Raw genomic sequence first — 18,175 nt, 5'->3', positions numbered from 1 at the left:
ACGATTTGGGTACAAAATTTTATTGCAGAAATGGAGAGCCTTTCACGTTGACAATGATGATTTATTTATGCTATTTTCCATTTTGCGTATTTCAGTATTTAACTTTGTAGCAATTGATTTTACCTGAGGTTCGTTGTTATAATAAAATCTTTCTTTATAAAGTTTATTACCTATGGACTTGCTTTTTAAAAAATATGCATAATTATTTGTAATTTTAAAAAAGTCCAAATATGAATTTCCAAGCAATGTAAGACACTGATAATATTCTTTATCATTAACTGACAAAGACTGAAAGCAATTAACACTTTCTTCAAGATATCTGATTGCGGCTAATTTATCTTCAGCTGCGTCGCTTTTGTTTAGCAAAAAACTTCCATATATCCATAAAATAGAAGCATAGGTTTTTGTTGATTTAATTTTTTGATAGAGAGAATTGGTTTTTATAGACCAAATACAATCTATATATGCTTTATCAATATCTTCTTTGAGATGTTCTTGCAATAGGTGTGTTTGATCAATAATTCCTAATGCTCTAGCTTTTTGATATTTTACATATGGGTGCATGGTAGTTCGTTCAAGCATAGAAAATTCTTTGATGGCAGATTCATAAGCTGATGATACATGAAAATGGCTTTCAGTTCGACAGTCGGAAAGTGTATTCTGGTATATATGGTACGATTTGGCGGCTGCAATTTTATCACCATCATATTCAATAGCCCAATCCCTAATAATGTTCCTGACATTTGGATTAGTATTCAAATCTTGATTTAGGTTGTCCAATTCTGTATTTATTTCATTAATGCTTGATTTTATTTTCATTGATAATTTTTCATAGGTGTTGCTATCCGGTAAAAGTTTTTGAATTATATATTTTTCGGCGAAAGAATTTAAATGATATGTTTCGCCATTTTTTTCAAGTATTAAGTATTGGCATAATAAGTTGATATAGGGATTGATAACCAGTAGCTTCATTGTAAGCAATATGAGAAGTAGTGGAGAAAATGTTGAACTAAGAATTGTTTCAGAAAGACAGCCGGTTGTAGGTGCAGAAAATGTGGAAAGTACACTGGAAGATGCATATCTTTATCATACACAAATAACAGGGGGAGAAAAAAATGCGACTTTATAAGATGGAGCTTTTTAAGCTTTTTCAGAATAAATTATTCAAAATAGGAATGTTGGCTGCGACAGGATTGCTGTTTCTGTATTTTTGGTTTGCAGAGGTCGGTGGAGAAATAGCGACAGTAGATGGAAAGTTTTATTCCGGTTATGAAGCAGTGCAGATGAATCGGAAGATTACGGAAGAATTTGAAGGTGATTTGACGGATGAAAAAGTGAATCAAATAATTGAAAAATATGGTTTGCCTACAAAACTTGAGGAAAATATGCCAGAGTGGAGAGATGGAAACTTTTTAAATGATTTTGTTACACGATATTTTACCAATGGTGCATGGGAAAATGGTGTACTTCCAACGGAAAGATATTCTCTGGGGGAAACGGAATTGGGAAAAGCTTATGATGAAATTGGGAAAACACCTTATTTGGCATATACAACGGGATGGAAGGTATTCGTTGAAATGCTTCAGTTTGGATTGATTTTAGGAAGCATATTGATTATTTGCGGGGTGTCTACCATTTTCGCAGAGGAAAGCCAGACGAAAATGCTGCCATTAATTTTTAGTACGGAAGAAGGAAGAAGAAAAGATGTTCCTGCTAAAATTTTAGCTTCTTTTACATTCACTATTTTCATTTTTATGTGGTTTGTGTTAGTCAATTTAGTCTTATGTTGGATGATATATGGTTTGAAGGGATTTGAAAATATATCCTGGATGGTGCTTTCTCAACATATGCTTCAACCTGTATTATTTTTGAAATATCTTGGCATTTTATTAGGATTAGCTTTTCAGGCGCTTTTATCGTTATGCGCTATTACACTATGCGTTTCTGCATATCAGGATAGCTCTTTTGGCGCAGTAATTATTGCGGCTGTATGTTGGGGACTTCCTGTATTGATAAGGATGTTTTTCGGAGGAATCATATGGCTTATAGTAGATTCTATGCCGATTTTTCTTGTCATGTCGGGAATTGTAAATGACATATATGAGATATGGTATATTGTATTGGGAATAAATGTTTGTTTTGCCATAGGGTGTTTGGTAAAAGGATTGGTATCTTATAAGACAAAACAATTTGCATAAAATAATTGACTTGTACAGGATGTGAAATGGGGTGATCATTTGGGAAGATTTTAATTCTATCATTTGAGGATGGAGAAGAGCATATTTTCAATCGTCTTTTGTCATATGTTAATGAAGAAATAGAAGTTCTGAAACATGATGACTTCTGTAAAGAAAAACTTCATTTTGAAGGACTTTGTATTGACAAGTTTAAGCGGATTGTGGTTCGTGACGGAAATGAGATTGAACTTACATATACAGAATTTGAAATTTTATTGTTGTTGGCTCAAAATGCCGGAATAGTATTTAGCAAAGAGCAGATATATGATAGTGTTTGGAAAGAACCATATTTCGGCGATTACAACATTGTTATGAGCCATATTCGCAACATACGGGAAAAGATAGAAGATAACCCAAGCAAGCCAGTTTACATTCAAACGGTCTGGGGAGTTGGTTATCGATTTAATCAGACACTGCAAATAAGGGAAATGCTGTAAAAACCTTCGTTGATTTTTACAGCATTTTTGGCTATAATAAAAGATAGAATATAGTATTGATTTTGAAAGGATGGTAACTATGCCAAATATATTACCGGTATCTGATTTGAGAAATTACAATGAAGTGTTGAAGAACTGTCAGGTGGGAGAGCCTGTTTTCCTTACGAAAAACGGAAGGGGAAGATTTGTGGTAATGGATATAGAAGATTATGAGCGTGATAAAGCAGAAAAGAAGCTTTTAGAAAAACTACAAGAGGCTGAGGCGGCTGTCAAGGATGGAGATGGCTGGTTGTCATTGGATGAACTGAAGACAATGGTGGGAGAATAGAACATGATGAAGTTACGGATCAATCCGTTAGTGGCACAGGACTTGAAATCTATTAAGAATTATATTGCTGAGGATAATGCAGATAAAGCATTGGAAACAATACAGGAGATTTACCGCCAGTTTGAAAATATACAGCAGTTTCCTTACATTGGTGCAGACTTGTCTAAGCGTGTGAGTTTTAAGACGGATTATAAGTATGTGGTGTGGCAAGATTATGTTGTGCTGTATAAGGTTGGTAAAGATGTAGTAGAGATTTACCGAGTGGTAAATCGGTATCAGGATATTACGAGGATATTTTAGTTTTATTGAGGTGAGATGAATTTAGTCTCGTTAAAATCTGTAATATGGCTTATAGATTAACAAAAGAGAAAGATATCCAAACTTTAATATGGGAGGGAAATAGATGTTATGAAAGTCAGCAAAAAGACAATTGTAATAATGATGATTATTTGTATACTTGTATTATGTATTTCTATCATTTTTGAGTTTACAAATTATGATACAGAAATTGCAAAGGGAATGCATATTGAATATTATAAAAATTTGTGTTTGGGTATGTTTGCAAGTGGACTATTAGTTTTGATTCCTGCTATTGTTCAGTATAATACTGAAAAAAGTAATTATTATATAGAAATGTATCGTTACTTGGATGGTTTATTATATAATGCTTTGGATATCATATCTGTTATGGAAGAGTACAATAATAACGCTGATATATCAAAGATGTTTGATTATTTTGGTATTACATATAATAAAATAGTTTCTTTATATTCGACTTTTACTTATTTTTTTAGGTTATCAAAGAAAGATAGGTTAATTGAAAGTACTATAAACGAAACAACAAGATTTATTATGATCCAAGAGGAGATATTGAAGTATTCTAATAAATTAAAGGCAAAAGAAATATCAGAAGGTGAATATAAGGAATGTTTTGATGTTTTTACGGCTGAGCTGATAAATTCTTATCAAGGAAAATTTATTTCCTATAGAAAAAGTATAGAAAAAAATATGAAAGGTTTATTAGATAACAGAGAATTGAAAACATATACAAATATATAAGGAGAAATCGTATGAGTTTACCAGAATTTAATTTGAGAGGTACATTGGATAAAGGGGTGCATGTATGTAAGTCGGATGAATTTTTTGAAAGATTTTGCTATGGTAATAATACTATTAGAAGTAATTATAAAGAAGTGTTAGAGCAAATGTTTGCTTTTGCAGTAAATAGAAATGCGAGCAGTGTGATTATAGGTGGTTCATTCATAACAAATAAGCCGGATCCAAATGATTTAGATTGTATACTGATTGTTCCAAATGAAGAATGCTGTAATTTTCAGACAAATGAATTGCTGGATATGGATGGCTGTGAATTAGACATAATCATTATAAACGAGAGTAGAAAAGATACTATTTATGCATTTCTGAATATGTTATCAAAAGATAGATATAGTTTAGATGTAGGTATGGTAGAAGTTATTTTAGATAAAGATAAAGATAAATCGACATGGGATGATTATGATGACTATTATAGTGTTGAGGCACTTTTAATGGCTAGAGAAGCATATATCAACAGACATATTATACGGGGAGTTAAAAAGAAGAAAATATTAGTAACAGTTTGTAATGCGGAAAAGTTTCTTATGTGGAATTATGAAATTGCACCAATAGTAAGTTCGAGTGGCTGGATATTTGCTCCCTATTTATATAGAAATGATTGTGATGTTGAGAATGAATTGCAGCGATTTAAAGGGTGGATATCCTTAATGTACTGTACATATGAAAGTGACTTATGCGTTTACGCAGATGAAATGGGTACATTTTTACTAGGAAGATATATGGTTGATGAAAGTAACTATGTTAAGGCACACTTTGATAAGGTTATTCTTTCAAGAACATTATTAAAATCTGATTTTAATTGGTCGGCTATAATAGAGAGGCAAATGGTCAATTTTGTTATCAACTTGAAAGACAAATCAGCAGAAAAAAATGTTTCACAGCATGTATTAAAAAAGTTGAAAAGAGATTCTTTCTTTGGAAAAGCATACATACATGGTTTTGCCGATAAAAAAGTTTTGAACTATACTTATGATGATATGGGAGAACTTTCTAGTCAGGACTTTAAAAACAATGTTTTGCCATTATATCATATGGAGGGAGCCTTGCAAAAAAATATTGATAATGTATGTAGAGATAATATTCAAGAAATTATGAGTAGAAGCATGGATACAGCTGATATTAATTTTAAAACAGCATCCTTACTTAATAATACAAATTATAAACAAGGAGCTCGTGATTTATAGAGTATATTATCTGTTGATATGGGTACAATTTGGGTACAGTAGTTTTGGAACCACATTAAAAAGATACAAAACCGTATCAAAATAATGCGGTTTTGAAACGTAATAACATCAGATTTATATGAAAAATCGGACCCGAAAAAGAGTTTGAGTAGACGTTTTTTTGAATTCAAATTTTAAGAAAGCCTTTAAATAAAGGGCTTTGAACCACATAATTGTATATAATATTACCGAAGTGATACCAATATGATACCATTTCGGCAAATATAGGAGAATAAGGCTCCAATGTGATTAATTAGTCACATTGGAGTCTTTTTTTTGTTTTATAAGCAAGTAAAGTAGTAGCGGTGCTACCACGACTTTGGGAAGAAATACATTTATATTAAAACTGTGGTCAATGAAAATAAAATAACAATTTATAAAAAAAGGAGATTAGAAATATGTTATCTTTAGTAGTTAATGTATAGTAAGTTAAATAATAAATATATCCTAATAAACTCAGTAAATATAAGGGTTTGTTAGGATATATCATTGTAAAGTATGAACTATTTTTCTTTTCGCGTGATTAGAAGTTCATATCATATTTGAATATAGTTTTTTCCCATAATTTTTTGGAGAACTTTCAGGAATGCAAAACCTGAAGTCTCGTAAGAAGCAGTTGAGGAATAGACGGATTTATACTATAATTTAATTTGAAAAGTTATACCCAAGGGTAAGCAAAAACGAATGAAGGCGAAATGGGGTATGTTTATGACCGAACAGAAAAAGAATACTATCATAACAAGCGGCATCGCTGTACTTGCCATGATACTGGCATATTGCTTCCGAATTGTAGGCAGGGGCAGTTTCTACCCGATGCTGTTTTCCTATATGCGCAGCTTTATCTATATCGGTCTGTTCGCTGCCTGGGGGCTCTCCGTCCGTCAGCGGATCGTGCAAAAGCAGGTGTGCAGGTTTATGACGGTCACCGCAGTGCTGCTCATCATATGGATGGTAGTCCGTTCGGCAAAGTATTTTATATTCTGGCAGCCGGATGCCGTCCGTTACCTGTGGTATCTGTTCTATCTGCCCATGCTGTTTGTGCCTATGCTGGCACTGCTGATTGCCATGTCATTGGGAAAGCCGGACGAATACAAATTCCCCAAGGGAATGTCGGTTCTGTGGATCATCTCCGGCGTATTGCTTCTGCTCGTGATCACAAATGACCTGCACCAATTCGTATTTACCTTTCCGAAGGACGCCGCCGTGTGGACAGACAAAAACTACGGTTACTCGATAGGCTACTTCATTAGTGTGGGCTGGCAGGTACTATGTGCCTTTGCCGCACTCGTAATTATGTTTTTCAAATGCCGCGTGCAAAAAGGAAGGCTCCACTTTCTGCCCATTGTTCCTATGCTGCTGGCGATTGTTTACAGCGCACTTTACTATGCGAGTGCGGATTGGCTGCTCCACTTGTTCGGCGATATTGCTGCATTCCAAAGTGTGATGTATATTCTGACCTTTGAGTTTTGCATCGCTTGCGGATATATACATTCAAACAGCCGTTATGTGGACTTGTTTGCCTCCTCTGTCGGCACATCGGCAGAGATCACCGACAAGGACTTTACCGTTCGGTATGCAGCTGTAAACGCTACACCTATCTCAAAGGAAACGATGAAAAAAGCCGAGCAAAGCCCGGTCACGATGGGCGGCTTGACCGTTCACACCATGCCCATTGACGGCGGCTATGCCGTATGGACAGAGGATGTGTCGGCTTTGCGTGACATCAAGGAGGACTCCGAGCTCCTTGCAGATGAGCTTGCCGACAGGAACGAAATACTCCGTTATGAATACAAGCGTGAAGCCAAGCGCCGCAAGGTGGAGGAGCAAAACCGCCTGTATGATCTCCTGCGTTCCGCTACGCAGACGCAGATCGACCGCATTGCGGAACTCACTAAGGAATACCGCCGAATCTCAAGCACCGATCCCGACAGCGCCAAAACGCTCCTTGCCGAGATTGCCGTGCTGTGCAGCTATATTAAACGCCGCAAGCATCTGACGCTCCTTACCGACCGAGATATTAAAATAGCGGCAACGGAACTCCACCGTGCCTTCAATGAGTCCCTCCAAACGCTGAAACTGTTGGGCGTCCGCAGCTCGCTCTATGTGGACGAGTCTCTTTCCATGCTCTCCGGCAAAACGGCGACCGCTGTATTTGATTTTTATGAATCGGTTATTGAAGCCGATATTTTGAATTTAACAGGCATACAGGTAAGCCTCATAAAGGCAGACGGCTTGCGCTTGTCACTGAATGTGTGCTGCAAGGCCGACCTTTCCGCTTTGGTAAGCGGAGACAGTATCCGCTGTGAAAAAGAGGATGACGAGGAATACCAGCGCCTTGTATTTGAAGCGAAAGAAGGTGACAGGAAATGAGTGCATTTTCTTCCATTTCTGAATTTGGGCAGACTATGCTGCCGTTTATCATGCTTGTGGAGATCGTCCTTGAAATCGGGCTGTTTATGTATCAGCTTCTTCGCAGCAATAAGCCGGTGCGCAGCCTGCTGAGTCTGGCGGTTATGGCGGTGATGATTCCACTGCTGTTTTCCGTTTCCCAGGCAGATCCCGATAATATCGGGGACGCATTTCTGCTGGATGCACCGTGGCTGATATTTGCCGCTGCCATTTTCCTTGCGGCAGTTCACTTTGCCATTGCTCTGCCGCGGGAATACCGCCGTAAAAAGAACGAGCTCTCGCCGTTCTCCATTAAGGAAGCAACCGATAAGCTGCCTATGGGCATCTGCTTTGCCGACCCCAACGGCAGGATCATCCTGTGCAACAACCGTATGCGCAGGCTCTCCTTTGCCCTTTGCGGCCACGAGCTGCAAATCAAAAGCGATATGGAAAATGCCCTGAGCGTGCCGGACAGATCCGTAACCGTCAAGGATGATTGCTACATCCTGCCCGACAAGACCGTCTGGCAGTTTCGCACACAAAATATCACCGTGGACAGCGATGACCGCTGGCAGCAGATAACGGCGCACAATGTAACCGAGCTGTATAACGGCTACCAAAAGCAAGAGAAAATAAATAAAGAACTGGCAGAAGTCAATCGGAAGCTCAGGAATATGTACGCTCGCATGGAGGACGATGTCAAGGAGAAGGAAAGCCTTGACCTAAAGGTCTATATTCACGATACCATCGGGCGAAGCCTCTTGACCATCCGTGACATCATAGACAGCGGAGAGGATACCGAGCGAAAGCTTGAGGCGCTGCAAAATGCCATCGGTATGTTGGCAAGCAACCGTGTCACCTCTGTCAGCACAATGGACGAGGTAAAAAGAACCGCACGGCAACTTGGCGTGGCTGTAAAAATCGACGGCTACCTGCCCCGTGATACCGTAGCCGAGGAGCTGACCGTTGCTGCCACCAAGGAGTGCGTGACCAACTGCATCAAGCACGCAGACGGGAATGAGGTATATATCCGCATTGCCCAGCGCGACGAATGCTATGATGTTACCATAACCAACAACGGCAAAATACCCACAGAGCCGATAAAGGAAGGCAGCGGACTGTCAACGCTTCGCCGCAGTATTGAAAGCTCCGGCGGTGAAATGCATATTTCGCACAATCCACGATTTGCTCTTCTGATTACGATTCCCGCAAAGGAGATCAGCCTATGATAAACACCATACTTGTAGAGGATGATTTATACATCCAAAAGCACTTTGTCGATCGTCTTGCTGCAGATGGCGAGTTTCATCTTGTCGGCGTTTTCCGTGACGCCTTTGAAGCGGAAAAGCATTGCGACGCCACCGTAAAGCTCGTCCTTATGGATGTGCAGACGCAGCACAAGCACTCCGGTCTTGCCGCCGCAGAGCGCATCAAAAAGGCTTTTCCGCAAATCAAAATCGTTGTGGCTACCTCGCTTGTAGATCCCGAAGTTTTGCAAAGAGCCAAAATGGGTGCTGCCGACAGCCTGTGGTATAAGGACCACGGCACAGAGGAACTGATGAGCGTGGTAAAGCGCACCCTGGTAGGCGAAAAGGTATTCCCCGATATCGCTCCGACCATTGAAATGGAGGGTACGATGTCCGATGCCTTCTCGCCACGGCAGTTAGACATCCTGCGGCTTTACATAAAGGGCTTTACCTATCAGGAAATTGCCGATAAGCTGGGCATTTCCAAAAACGGCGTTCGCTGGAACCTGGACGATATGGTGGAAAAGGGCAGCTTTAAAAGTAGAGAAGCACTGGTTGCAACTGCCATTGAAAACAAGCTCATGGTAACCACCTTAAAAGACGAATAAGCAAAACTGAACCCCTTGGCTGTATGGTCAAGGGGTTTTTCGCGCCCAAAAGGCAAAAATTTTTTGAAAAAATCGAGATTTTTCTTCTGTTACTGGCACAAGTGCCAGTGACGAGTGCCCCAAAAGTCAGTACAATTGATACTGTAAGATTAGAGTTATGCTTTTAGAAGGTGGTGATGAATGATGAAAAAAATCGTTTTGGACATTCAGAGCGATATCCATGCGCACACCATGGAGCGAATGCTGATGCAAAAATTGGACGATTGCCAAGTTGTGATTTCCGAGTCGCCGGACACAACCGCCGAGTGGTGCAAAACGCATCGACCGGATGTGCTTTTAATGGAGGTCAAGGCGTATTCGCCATGGATGTTCAAAGAACGAATGGCAATCCGTGACAAGGTAAAACGGAACACGGAAAACTGCCGGGTCATTCTCTTTGTGGATGACGATACAGACGGAGAGTTGACCGAAAAGGTACGGCAGGCAAAGCGCGAGGGTCTGATAGACGCTTTTCTCTTCGGTTCGGTATCCGAAAACTACTTTGCTTCGGTGATCGACAGTGTTTAAATCAGGCAACACAAAATGCATAGACAAATTTTCAAAATGATATTGAGAGAGGAAGTGATAATATGACAAAAACAAACACACGAAGTCGCATCGTCAGCATCCTGCTGGTGCTTGTGATGCTACTGACAATGGTGCCCATCACCGGCGTGACGGCAAATGCGGCGGACACATCATGGACGACGGTCAACACCTATGACCAGCTGAAGGCGGCACTGAGCAATCAGAATCCGCCGGACAATATCAAACTGGGCAGCGATATCGACACCGGCACACTGAACAGCGGCATGGGCATCCTTGAGACGCTGGAGGTCAAGGGCAGGAAGCAGCTTGACCTGAACGGCCACACCCTGCGGATGTACTCCGCAAAAACCGCCATGAGCGATATGATCACGATCAAGCGCGGCGACCTGACGGTGCTGGACAGCAGCTCCGGCCAGAAGGGAACCATTCTCGGCTCGACCTACAACGACTCATGCTACCTCTTTAATATACAATACGGAAAGCTCACCCTAAACAGCGGAACGCTGAAGGTGGACGCCGGCAGCCTCAAGACCGAGAACAAATGGAGGCGCGTGATCTACTGCTACGTCGGCGGAACCATCACCATCAACGGCGGCACGCTCCATGTTGCACCGGAGACATATGAAGGGGAAAATAATGCTTACGGCCAGTACTTTGAGGAGGAGTATAGGGACCTGCTCAACGGCTACTGCGGCTATACGCTGATGGCGGCGAACTCCTGCAAGGTGAGCATCAACGGCGGCACCTTCCAGGGGCCTGTGCGTCTGGACGCTGGCGGCAGCGACTGGAAGGAAAATGAACCGCGCATCCAGATCAACGGCGGCACCTTTGAAAAGAAGGTCATGCTCAATGGCCCGGGTGACGGCACCAAACCGCTCACCGTGATCAACGATGGTACTTTCCTCGACTATGTACAGGCATGGGTGGCTGCCAGCTTTGAGAACAGCTTTTCCACATCCGAAGTGGTCATCAATGGCGGTGAGTTCAACAAGAAATTCTGGCTGAGGCCAAAATTTGTAGATAAAAACGACAAGGATTTAACGGGTTACCATGTAGCGGCAAAGCTGAACGGCGGCACGTTCCATAAAACATTGTCAGTTGATAAGCAATCCTCGGATTATGGTCATGCACCTGTGAGACCGCGCCTGTCGTATAGCGATGTCACTTTTTTGGCAGATGAAATGCTGGGGAAAAACGCCGTTCAGACCGGCAAGGGCACTTTTGCGGCACAGGACACCAGCAGCTACCGCGAATACATTCCCTATTACGATTACAACAAAGCTGGGCGATGGTCAGAGGGCTTTGTATTTGAGATCAAGGCTGTGAATAACCAGCCGACCAAGATTCTATCGAACGCATGGGGAATGAAGTCCGTTACGCTGGACGGCAACCCCATCGACTACTTCAAGGACTGGAAGGGCACCGTTGAGCGGATGGACAACAGCACGGCGCATACCCTCAAGTTCGAGTGGAATCCTCTGGCGAAGGAGCTGAAAGACGCAGGCTACAGCTATCGCGCAGAGTGCGACCGCTATATCTCCGGTTCTTCCGCGGTGCAGCAGACAGATACCATCGCTGCCGATAAAACCTCGCATACGGTCACCATTCCTGCGGGCGCAGACCCCAAGGTCTATTCCTATGATTTGCAGCTGAATCTGCAAAAGGACGGCAGCTCCGTCGGCATTTTCGTCAACCAGCATATCGTCAAGCTGGTGGTGAACGAAGCACCGGTGGTAACGGAGATCTCCAGTGCCCCCGTTCGGCTGAGCGCGGCGCTGAAACCCGGAACTTCCGCTCCCAGCGCTACGGCTGTCGGCAGCGGCTATACCGTGGACAGCATCAACTGGTATACGGACAATAGCTGCACTGAACCGGCAAGCGCTTTCGTTGCAGGAACGGAATACTGTGGCAAAATCGTACTGAAGTCCGCAGAGAACTATAAGTTCGCGGCTTCTGCAAGCGCACTGTTCTTCTGCGATGACCCCAACGAGAATTATTCTATTATTGGCAGCTCTACTGTTGCAGAGGACGGTTCCTCTCTGACCCTTGTTGTGAAGGGAACGGCTGTTTCTGCTCTCAAGTGGGATAGCGTTGATAAAACTAACCGGACCTATACCATCGGGGATAGCGCGCTGACGTTCAATGCCAAGGCAATGGGCGGCGACAGCAGCAAGCCCATCACCTATAAGCTGATTGCGAAAAAGGACGGCACGGAAACGGTCAAGGCATCCGCAACGGTTGCGGCCTCCGCGACGGACAGTTTCTCTGCTTCTCTCAGATTTACTGATACAGGCAGCTATGAGTGCTGGTTCAAAGCCACACGCGGCAATGTGACCATCACCAGCGACCACTTCACCGTAACGGTCAACGCCCCCGGGCTGTCCATTGCAAATCAGTCTGGCGATCTGACCGTAAAGCAGAACGCGACCGCACGCCTGTTTGTCAAGGCGGTGGGTCATGGTGTGAACTATCAGTGGCAGGTCAAGAATGGCGGCGCTTGGAACGCGATTTCCAGTGAAACAGCTTATGATTATGCCGCCCCAACGACCAATGTTGGCGAAAAGACCTATCGCTGCAAGGTTACGGACAAATATGGCGCAACCAAATATACTAATGAGATGACGGTTACAGTGACAGAGGTCGCTGATTCGTTCCTCACTCCGGCAATCCCTCTGGCAGCCGTCAATGGCGATGCACCCGATCCTGCCAAACTGTGGTCGGATAAAGATGTAACGCCTAACGGCTGGCTGGGTCTGAAAGCTGAGTACGATGTGACCGCCGGCGATACTTTCTACGGCGTTGCAACATTCTCTACGATCCCGACGGGCTTTAACATGAATGGTCGTGACATTTACTATGACAGCTACAACAACATTCAAAAGACGCCTGTGCTTGGCACCATCAGCTATGAGTGGGAGGGAACCACAAAAAACCCGTGGGAGGCAACTTCGGGTGATTTCACCTCTTTGGGTACGGACGCTCATGCATCGTTCATGATTCCGAGTGGGGTTGATACCTACTATGTTGTGCTAAGAGTTACGAACACGATTGGGGAAGGATATGGAAACCACGCGACAAGCACGGTCTATATCACTTTCCATGTTTCTGCGGCTCATACGCATACCTACGCCTATGCCCAGCTTAATGAAACCAGCCACACCAAGTATTGCACCGCTTGCGATGACAGCATCACGGAAACCCATATGATGGAAAATGGCGTGTGCAAGTACTGCGGTTATGCTCCCGCAAAGACCTATTCCGTCACCGTGACCGACGGCAGTGCTGATCACAGTACAAATGTTGCCCCTGGCACAAAGGTTACTCTGACTGCGAACACCGCCCCATCAGGGCAGGAGTTCGACAAATGGGCGGGTAATGTTACTGTCGCATCCGACAACACCTTCACCATGCCAAACCATGATGTGATGGTGGCCGCTACTTATAAGCCTATCGCCCATACCCACGATACTGATGCGCAGCCTTGGGTATACATGGACCCAGGTACGCATATCAAGACCTGCACAGCAGGTGACGATTTCAAGGTGGAGGCCCACGACTTCTCCGCATGGACGAAGGTTGATGAAAGCACACACAGCCGTACCTGCTCCAAGTGCAAGAATTCCGGCGAAGCCACAAACTACACCGAAACCGCCGAGCATACCTGGGTATGGGTAGTGGATCAGGAAGCGGCGCTGAATCAGCCCGTCAAGCAGCACGAGGAATGCACCGGCTGCCATGCTAAGCGCAGCGAGAACACCGAGATCCCCGCCCTGCGGGATTACGCCGTTACCGTCACCGGCGGCACGGCAACCGTTGCCGCAGGCACATCCATCACCCGCGCCATGGAGGGCGTTGAGGTCACCGTTACGGCGGACGCACCGGAGACCGGCAAGGTCTTTGACAAGTGGGTCGTGCTGGAGGGCAATGTCACCCTGACAGACGCCACCAAGGCCACCACCACCTTCACCATGCCCGGCAATGATGTGAAGATTGAGGCCACCTATAAGGATGCGCCTCCTAGCCATAGCGTATACGTTGGAATGACATATACGGCAGGAAATTTCATATACCAGATTACATCAATTGATACTGCAACATTAGGACAATCAAAGGTTATTGGTGTAGTAGCTGCTAAGAAGAATAAAATAACAAAGGTTACAATTCCGGACAGAGCAGATTGTAAGGGATATAGATTAAATGTAACAGCCGTTGGAGACAAGGCATTTAAGTCTATGAAGAAACTTAAGAAGGTAACATTTGGCTCAAATGTAAAAGTCATTGGAAAGAATGCATTCAGCAACTGTAAGAAGTTAAACAAGATTAGCTTTAAGAATATTACAACAATTGGTAACAACGCGTTTGCCGGCTGCAAGGCCCTTAAGAAGCTTACAATAGGTAACAAGGTAACTGTTATCGGAAAAAATGCATTTAAGGAGTGCTCAAAACTTGAAACAGTAGTAATTGGAAAAGCAGTTAAGACAATAAGTTCTAAGGCATTTATAGGAGATAACAAGATTAAGAAGATTACATTCAAAGGTAAAAAACTTAAGACTGTAAAGAAGGATGCATTTAGCAAGAAAGCAAAGAAAAACATTAAGTCTAAGAAGACGAAACTTAAAGGAAATAAGAAAGCCATTAAGTTGTTTAAGAAGAAACTTAAAATTAAATAATTAAAAAGTAATTAAAGAGTAATTAAAGAGGCTGGCTTTTTAAGAGATGGACATGTCATGTATGTCTTGTATTCTGCGAAAAGGTAGCCTCTAATAAGTTTATTAAAAGGGAGATAAAATGAAAAAATAGCAGTTTGTTTACGAGGTATGCATATGTTAAAGATGGGAAGACCAAAATCAGACAATAACAAAGATAAAATTGTTGCTGTAAGGCTTACAGAAGAAGAACATCAAAGACTTACAATGTATGCCAAAAAACATTCTTTGAAAATTTCAGATGTACTAAAGAATGGATTGTACGAAGTGCTTAACAAATAGATGCAGATAACAACAAAAGAAAGCTTGGGTGGCTACCAATTGGCTACCACTTGAGCGGTTAATCACATTAATATACATAAATGGGGTTAAAATTGATGCAAAAAAAACATTATAACAAGATATGGTCCGCATACAAGACGTTAGAAAATGCGGAGTTTGAATAACGGACTAAAATGCCGAAAGCCTGTATTTATGCGGGCTTCCGGCATTTGTTTTATCAAATGGCTCTAGTTTGGCTCTATTTGTGGGCGGGATAAGGGTTGCGAAAGCACTGATGGAGAAATAAAGGCATAATGGTAAGGAAAAAGTGATATATGCATCTTGGAAGCACAGCAATACTGAAAATTATAAGTTCAGCTGGAACAAAAAGTATGTTATTTACTGGAGAATTCAGGGGATCTGTGGGGAGTAATTGCGGGAAAAAAGGAAAAAGCGTATAATGCAAGAAAATAATGTTTTCACAGTGTAAAATAGAGGAGAGAACTATCATGCAGAAAATACTGATTGTAGAAGATGATACAAATATCAATAATCTGCTTCAGGAAGCATTATCCAAAGCAGGCTATTCCTGTGAGCAGGCGTTTTCCGGAACTGAGGCAAAGCTGCTTTTGAATATGCAGGAGCATAGCTATGCACTGGTGTTGCTGGATTTGATGTTGCCGGGAATTACAGGAGAAGCAGTTCTGGAGGAAATACGGAAAAAGGGAAATCTTCCGGTTATTGTTTTGACTGCGAAAGATAGCTTGGATGAAAAGGTAAAGGTTTTAACTAGTGGGGCTGATGATTATATAACGAAACCTTTTGAAATCAGAGAGGTACTGGCAAGAATTCAGGTACAGCTTCGTCATACAGAAGAAAAGGAAATAAAAGAATCTAACCTTTCGTTCAGAGAGATGGTATTGAACAAAGCTACTTTTCAGGTCAGCATTGGTGGAAAAATACTTCCTAAGATAACAAGACAGGAGTTTGCGATTTTAGAATTACTGCTCAGAAATCCGAAGCAGGTTTTCAGTAAAGAGGACATTTTTGAATATGCGTGGGACGAACCATATATGGGTGAAACAAAAACTCTGGATGTACATATAAGCAATATTCGTAAAAAGATAAAAACAGTTACATCTGAGGAATATATTGAAACAGTCTGGGGAATCGGTTATCGTCTTCATCTATAATCTTTACTCTTTTTTTACTATTTATTTGCGTTTGATTAGGATTATTCCTTTATGATAAATGCAGATAAGAAAAAGGAGATGAAAAACTTGAGCGAAATGTTATTGGAAACAAGAAACTTGACTAAGCAATATGGACACCATAAAGCTGTGGACAGTGTCAATATGCATATTAAAAAAGGTGCTATTTATGGTTTTATCGGTCGGAATGGAGCTGGGAAGACAACTTGTCTGAAGATGATCAGTGGACTTTCCAAGCCAACTTGTGGAGAAATCGAGATGTTCGGATACAAGGGAAAGGATTTGCAAAAAGTTCGATCACGGATAGGATGTCTGATTGAGGCACCGGGACTTTATGGAGATATGACTGCATATGAAAATCTGAATATCAAATGCAAGCTGTTTGGAATAAAGAAAAAAAGTTATATTGAAGAAATATTGAGAATTATCGGTCTGGAGGATGTGGGAAAGAAAAAAACAAAACATTTTTCACTTGGAATGAAACAGCGTTTGGGAATTGGTCTTGCTTTGGTTGGAGAACCAGATTTATTAGTTCTTGATGAGCCAATCAATGGATTGGATCCACAGGGTATTGCAGAGATCCGGGATACGATTCAGAGACTTCAGAAAGAGAAGAATATGACAATATGCATTTCCAGTCATATTCTTGAGGAATTATCGAAGATTGCTACTGATTATGGAATTATTCATAATGGAAGTTTATTACAGGAAATTACAAGAGAAGAATTAATAAGAAGATGCAGTGAACGGATAGAGTTGACATTGGATCATCCGGAACAGGCGATTCCGGTGATGGATTCTATGGGATTTACCAACTATCAGGTAACAGATAAAGAGCATATTCATATTTTTGAACGATTGAATGAAAGTGCAGCGTTGAATATGGAACTTGCAAAGTCAGGAATTCCGGTAAAAGGGATTTCCATAACCAGTGAAGAACTGGAAACTTATTTTCTGAATCTGACGGGAGGTGCGGATCATGCTTAATATAATAAAAATGGATTTATACCGGATGCTTAAAACCAAAAGTATGTATGTAATCTGGATCGTACTGGCAGCAATATTATTGATTACAACATCTTTATGCAAGACAGATTATGAGCTTTTGACTGAAAAGGATGCCATGAAACAGGAGCAGGTTACTGAACCTACTGTGGATAATATTAATGTGGGAATGATGGTAACGCTGCCTACGGAGCCGGGAGAAAAGGTGACGGTATATGATATCTTTTTTGCCAATTCCCAAGGAAAATTGTATGCACTGCTTTTGGTAATTTTTACTGTTCTGTTTTCAACAGCGGATATCAGTAGCGGATATATTAAGAATATAGGAGGTCAGGTTAGAAATAGAGGAACTCTGATTTTTTCCAGGGCAATTGCCTTGGCTGTCTTTACGGTACTGACAATGGCAGGTGCATTCTTATTTCAGGCAGCGGCGAATGGTATTGTTTTCGGGGAATTGGAATGGGGAAATACAAAGGCAATTTTATCTTATTTTGTGACTGAACTGGCTCTTCATTATGCACTTGTGCTGATTTGTATGGCGATTGCAATTATTTTGAAAAATAATGTAATCAGCATGGTCATTGCTGTCTGTCTTAGCATGAATGTAATGACCATTGTGTATGGGGTGATCAATAGTGCTATTCAAAAAATAGGAATTCAGAATTTCCAGATTTATAAGTATACGATAACAGGAAAATTATCACTGCTTCCTATGGATCCGAGTGGAAATGAGTGTTTGGCGGCATTTGGTGTGGCAATAGTGTTCATCGTTATGATGATATCAGTAAGCAGCGTTGTTTTTCAAAAGAGGGATATTTAA

The 18,175-nt window shown here is 41.8% G+C and carries 16 protein-coding genes; 15 read left to right on the top strand and 1 reads right to left on the bottom strand.

The genetic code is table 11. The features are described from left to right. Nucleotides 1–42: 42 nt before the first annotated feature. Entirely contained in the window at nucleotides 43–819 is a 777-nt protein-coding gene (locus DWW43_RS01315; protein WP_119962513.1) for a hypothetical protein, read from the bottom strand. Between the two features lie 296 nt (nucleotides 820–1,115). Between DWW43_RS01315 and DWW43_RS01305 the strand changes: the two genes are divergently transcribed. The 15 genes from DWW43_RS01305 (at nucleotide 1,116) to DWW43_RS01235 (ending at nucleotide 18,175) form a co-directional block, all read left to right on the top strand. After that, nucleotides 1,116–2,198 (top strand): ABC transporter permease, encoded by a 1,083-nt coding sequence (locus tag DWW43_RS01305; RefSeq protein WP_119962512.1) that lies wholly within the window; start codon nucleotides 1,116–1,118, stop codon nucleotides 2,196–2,198. A 98-nt stretch (nucleotides 2,199–2,296) separates the two neighbouring features. Then, the gene (locus DWW43_RS01300; protein ID WP_119962511.1) at nucleotides 2,297–2,674 is read left to right on the top strand and encodes a winged helix-turn-helix domain-containing protein; all 378 of its coding nucleotides are present in this window, start codon (nucleotides 2,297–2,299) and stop codon (nucleotides 2,672–2,674) included. Nucleotides 2,675–2,753: 79 nt separating this feature from the next. Then, nucleotides 2,754–3,002, top strand: a complete 249-nt coding sequence (locus tag DWW43_RS01295) for a type II toxin-antitoxin system prevent-host-death family antitoxin (protein WP_055196174.1) — start codon at nucleotides 2,754–2,756, stop codon at nucleotides 3,000–3,002. Nucleotides 3,003–3,005: 3 nt separating this feature from the next. After that, complete coding sequence (locus DWW43_RS01290) at nucleotides 3,006–3,302, top strand: type II toxin-antitoxin system RelE/ParE family toxin (protein ID WP_119962510.1); 297 nt, start codon at nucleotides 3,006–3,008, stop codon at nucleotides 3,300–3,302. A gap of 108 nt (nucleotides 3,303–3,410) precedes the next feature. After that, nucleotides 3,411–4,061 (top strand): hypothetical protein, encoded by a 651-nt coding sequence (locus DWW43_RS01285; protein ID WP_119962509.1) that lies wholly within the window; start codon nucleotides 3,411–3,413, stop codon nucleotides 4,059–4,061. Between the two features lie 11 nt (nucleotides 4,062–4,072). Continuing rightward, entirely contained in the window at nucleotides 4,073–5,302 is a 1,230-nt protein-coding gene (locus DWW43_RS01280) for a hypothetical protein (protein WP_119962508.1), read from the top strand. A 723-nt stretch (nucleotides 5,303–6,025) separates the two neighbouring features. Next, nucleotides 6,026–7,711, top strand: coding sequence for a hypothetical protein (locus tag DWW43_RS01275; RefSeq protein ID WP_243104366.1), 1,686 nt, complete (start codon nucleotides 6,026–6,028; stop codon nucleotides 7,709–7,711). Next, on the top strand, nucleotides 7,708–8,958 hold the full coding sequence (locus tag DWW43_RS01270) for an ATP-binding protein (RefSeq protein ID WP_119962507.1): 1,251 nt from the start codon (nucleotides 7,708–7,710) through the stop codon (nucleotides 8,956–8,958). The genes DWW43_RS01275 and DWW43_RS01270 overlap by 4 nt, the downstream gene beginning before the upstream one ends. Beyond that, entirely contained in the window at nucleotides 8,955–9,584 is a 630-nt protein-coding gene (locus tag DWW43_RS01265; protein WP_119962506.1) for a response regulator transcription factor, read from the top strand. The genes DWW43_RS01270 and DWW43_RS01265 overlap by 4 nt, the downstream gene beginning before the upstream one ends. A gap of 180 nt (nucleotides 9,585–9,764) precedes the next feature. Continuing rightward, a complete protein-coding gene (locus DWW43_RS01260) occupies nucleotides 9,765–10,151 on the top strand; it encodes a response regulator transcription factor (RefSeq protein WP_119962505.1) in 387 nt (128 codons plus the stop codon). Nucleotides 10,152–10,213: 62 nt separating this feature from the next. After that, on the top strand, nucleotides 10,214–14,842 hold the full coding sequence (locus DWW43_RS12225) for a leucine-rich repeat protein (protein WP_243104365.1): 4,629 nt from the start codon (nucleotides 10,214–10,216) through the stop codon (nucleotides 14,840–14,842). Between the two features lie 153 nt (nucleotides 14,843–14,995). Then, nucleotides 14,996–15,160 (top strand): CopG family transcriptional regulator, encoded by a 165-nt coding sequence (locus tag DWW43_RS01250; protein WP_119962504.1) that lies wholly within the window; start codon nucleotides 14,996–14,998, stop codon nucleotides 15,158–15,160. 452 nt (nucleotides 15,161–15,612) lie between these two features. Then, nucleotides 15,613–16,332 (top strand): response regulator transcription factor, encoded by a 720-nt coding sequence (locus DWW43_RS01245; RefSeq protein ID WP_008399859.1) that lies wholly within the window; start codon nucleotides 15,613–15,615, stop codon nucleotides 16,330–16,332. Nucleotides 16,333–16,383: 51 nt separating this feature from the next. Beyond that, nucleotides 16,384–17,337, top strand: a complete 954-nt coding sequence (locus DWW43_RS01240; RefSeq protein WP_119962503.1) for an ABC transporter ATP-binding protein — start codon at nucleotides 16,384–16,386, stop codon at nucleotides 17,335–17,337. After that, nucleotides 17,330–18,175, top strand: coding sequence for an ABC transporter permease (locus DWW43_RS01235; protein ID WP_008399857.1), 846 nt, complete (start codon nucleotides 17,330–17,332; stop codon nucleotides 18,173–18,175). Before DWW43_RS01240 ends, DWW43_RS01235 begins: the two co-directional genes overlap by 8 nt.

Origin of the sequence: Clostridium sp. AF15-41 (assembly GCF_003604095.1) — a bacterium.
Classification (GTDB): Bacteria; Bacillota; Clostridia; order Lachnospirales; family Lachnospiraceae; genus Coprococcus.
Note: the sequence above shows the minus strand (reverse complement) of the source record. Positions and strands in the feature narration are given on the sequence as shown.

What these genes read in the sequence shown, in the direction of transcription:
- DWW43_RS01315 (WP_119962513.1), bottom strand. Translation starts at nt 819, where the DNA reads ATGAAAATAAAATCAAGCATTAATGAAATAAATACAGAATTGGACAAC.
- DWW43_RS01305 (WP_119962512.1), top strand. Translation starts at nt 1,116, where the DNA reads ATGCGACTTTATAAGATGGAGCTTTTTAAGCTTTTTCAGAATAAATTA.
- DWW43_RS01295 (WP_055196174.1), top strand. Translation starts at nt 2,754, where the DNA reads ATGCCAAATATATTACCGGTATCTGATTTGAGAAATTACAATGAAGTG.
- DWW43_RS01290 (WP_119962510.1), top strand. Translation starts at nt 3,006, where the DNA reads ATGATGAAGTTACGGATCAATCCGTTAGTGGCACAGGACTTGAAATCT.
- DWW43_RS01285 (WP_119962509.1), top strand. Translation starts at nt 3,411, where the DNA reads ATGAAAGTCAGCAAAAAGACAATTGTAATAATGATGATTATTTGTATA.
- DWW43_RS01280 (WP_119962508.1), top strand. Translation starts at nt 4,073, where the DNA reads ATGAGTTTACCAGAATTTAATTTGAGAGGTACATTGGATAAAGGGGTG.
- DWW43_RS01275 (WP_243104366.1), top strand. Translation starts at nt 6,026, where the DNA reads ATGAAGGCGAAATGGGGTATGTTTATGACCGAACAGAAAAAGAATACT.
- DWW43_RS01270 (WP_119962507.1), top strand. Translation starts at nt 7,708, where the DNA reads ATGAGTGCATTTTCTTCCATTTCTGAATTTGGGCAGACTATGCTGCCG.
- DWW43_RS01265 (WP_119962506.1), top strand. Translation starts at nt 8,955, where the DNA reads ATGATAAACACCATACTTGTAGAGGATGATTTATACATCCAAAAGCAC.
- DWW43_RS01260 (WP_119962505.1), top strand. Translation starts at nt 9,765, where the DNA reads ATGATGAAAAAAATCGTTTTGGACATTCAGAGCGATATCCATGCGCAC.
- DWW43_RS12225 (WP_243104365.1), top strand. Translation starts at nt 10,214, where the DNA reads ATGACAAAAACAAACACACGAAGTCGCATCGTCAGCATCCTGCTGGTG.
- DWW43_RS01250 (WP_119962504.1), top strand. Translation starts at nt 14,996, where the DNA reads ATGTTAAAGATGGGAAGACCAAAATCAGACAATAACAAAGATAAAATT.
- DWW43_RS01245 (WP_008399859.1), top strand. Translation starts at nt 15,613, where the DNA reads ATGTTTTCACAGTGTAAAATAGAGGAGAGAACTATCATGCAGAAAATA.
- DWW43_RS01240 (WP_119962503.1), top strand. Translation starts at nt 16,384, where the DNA reads ATGATAAATGCAGATAAGAAAAAGGAGATGAAAAACTTGAGCGAAATG.
- DWW43_RS01235 (WP_008399857.1), top strand. Translation starts at nt 17,330, where the DNA reads ATGCTTAATATAATAAAAATGGATTTATACCGGATGCTTAAAACCAAA.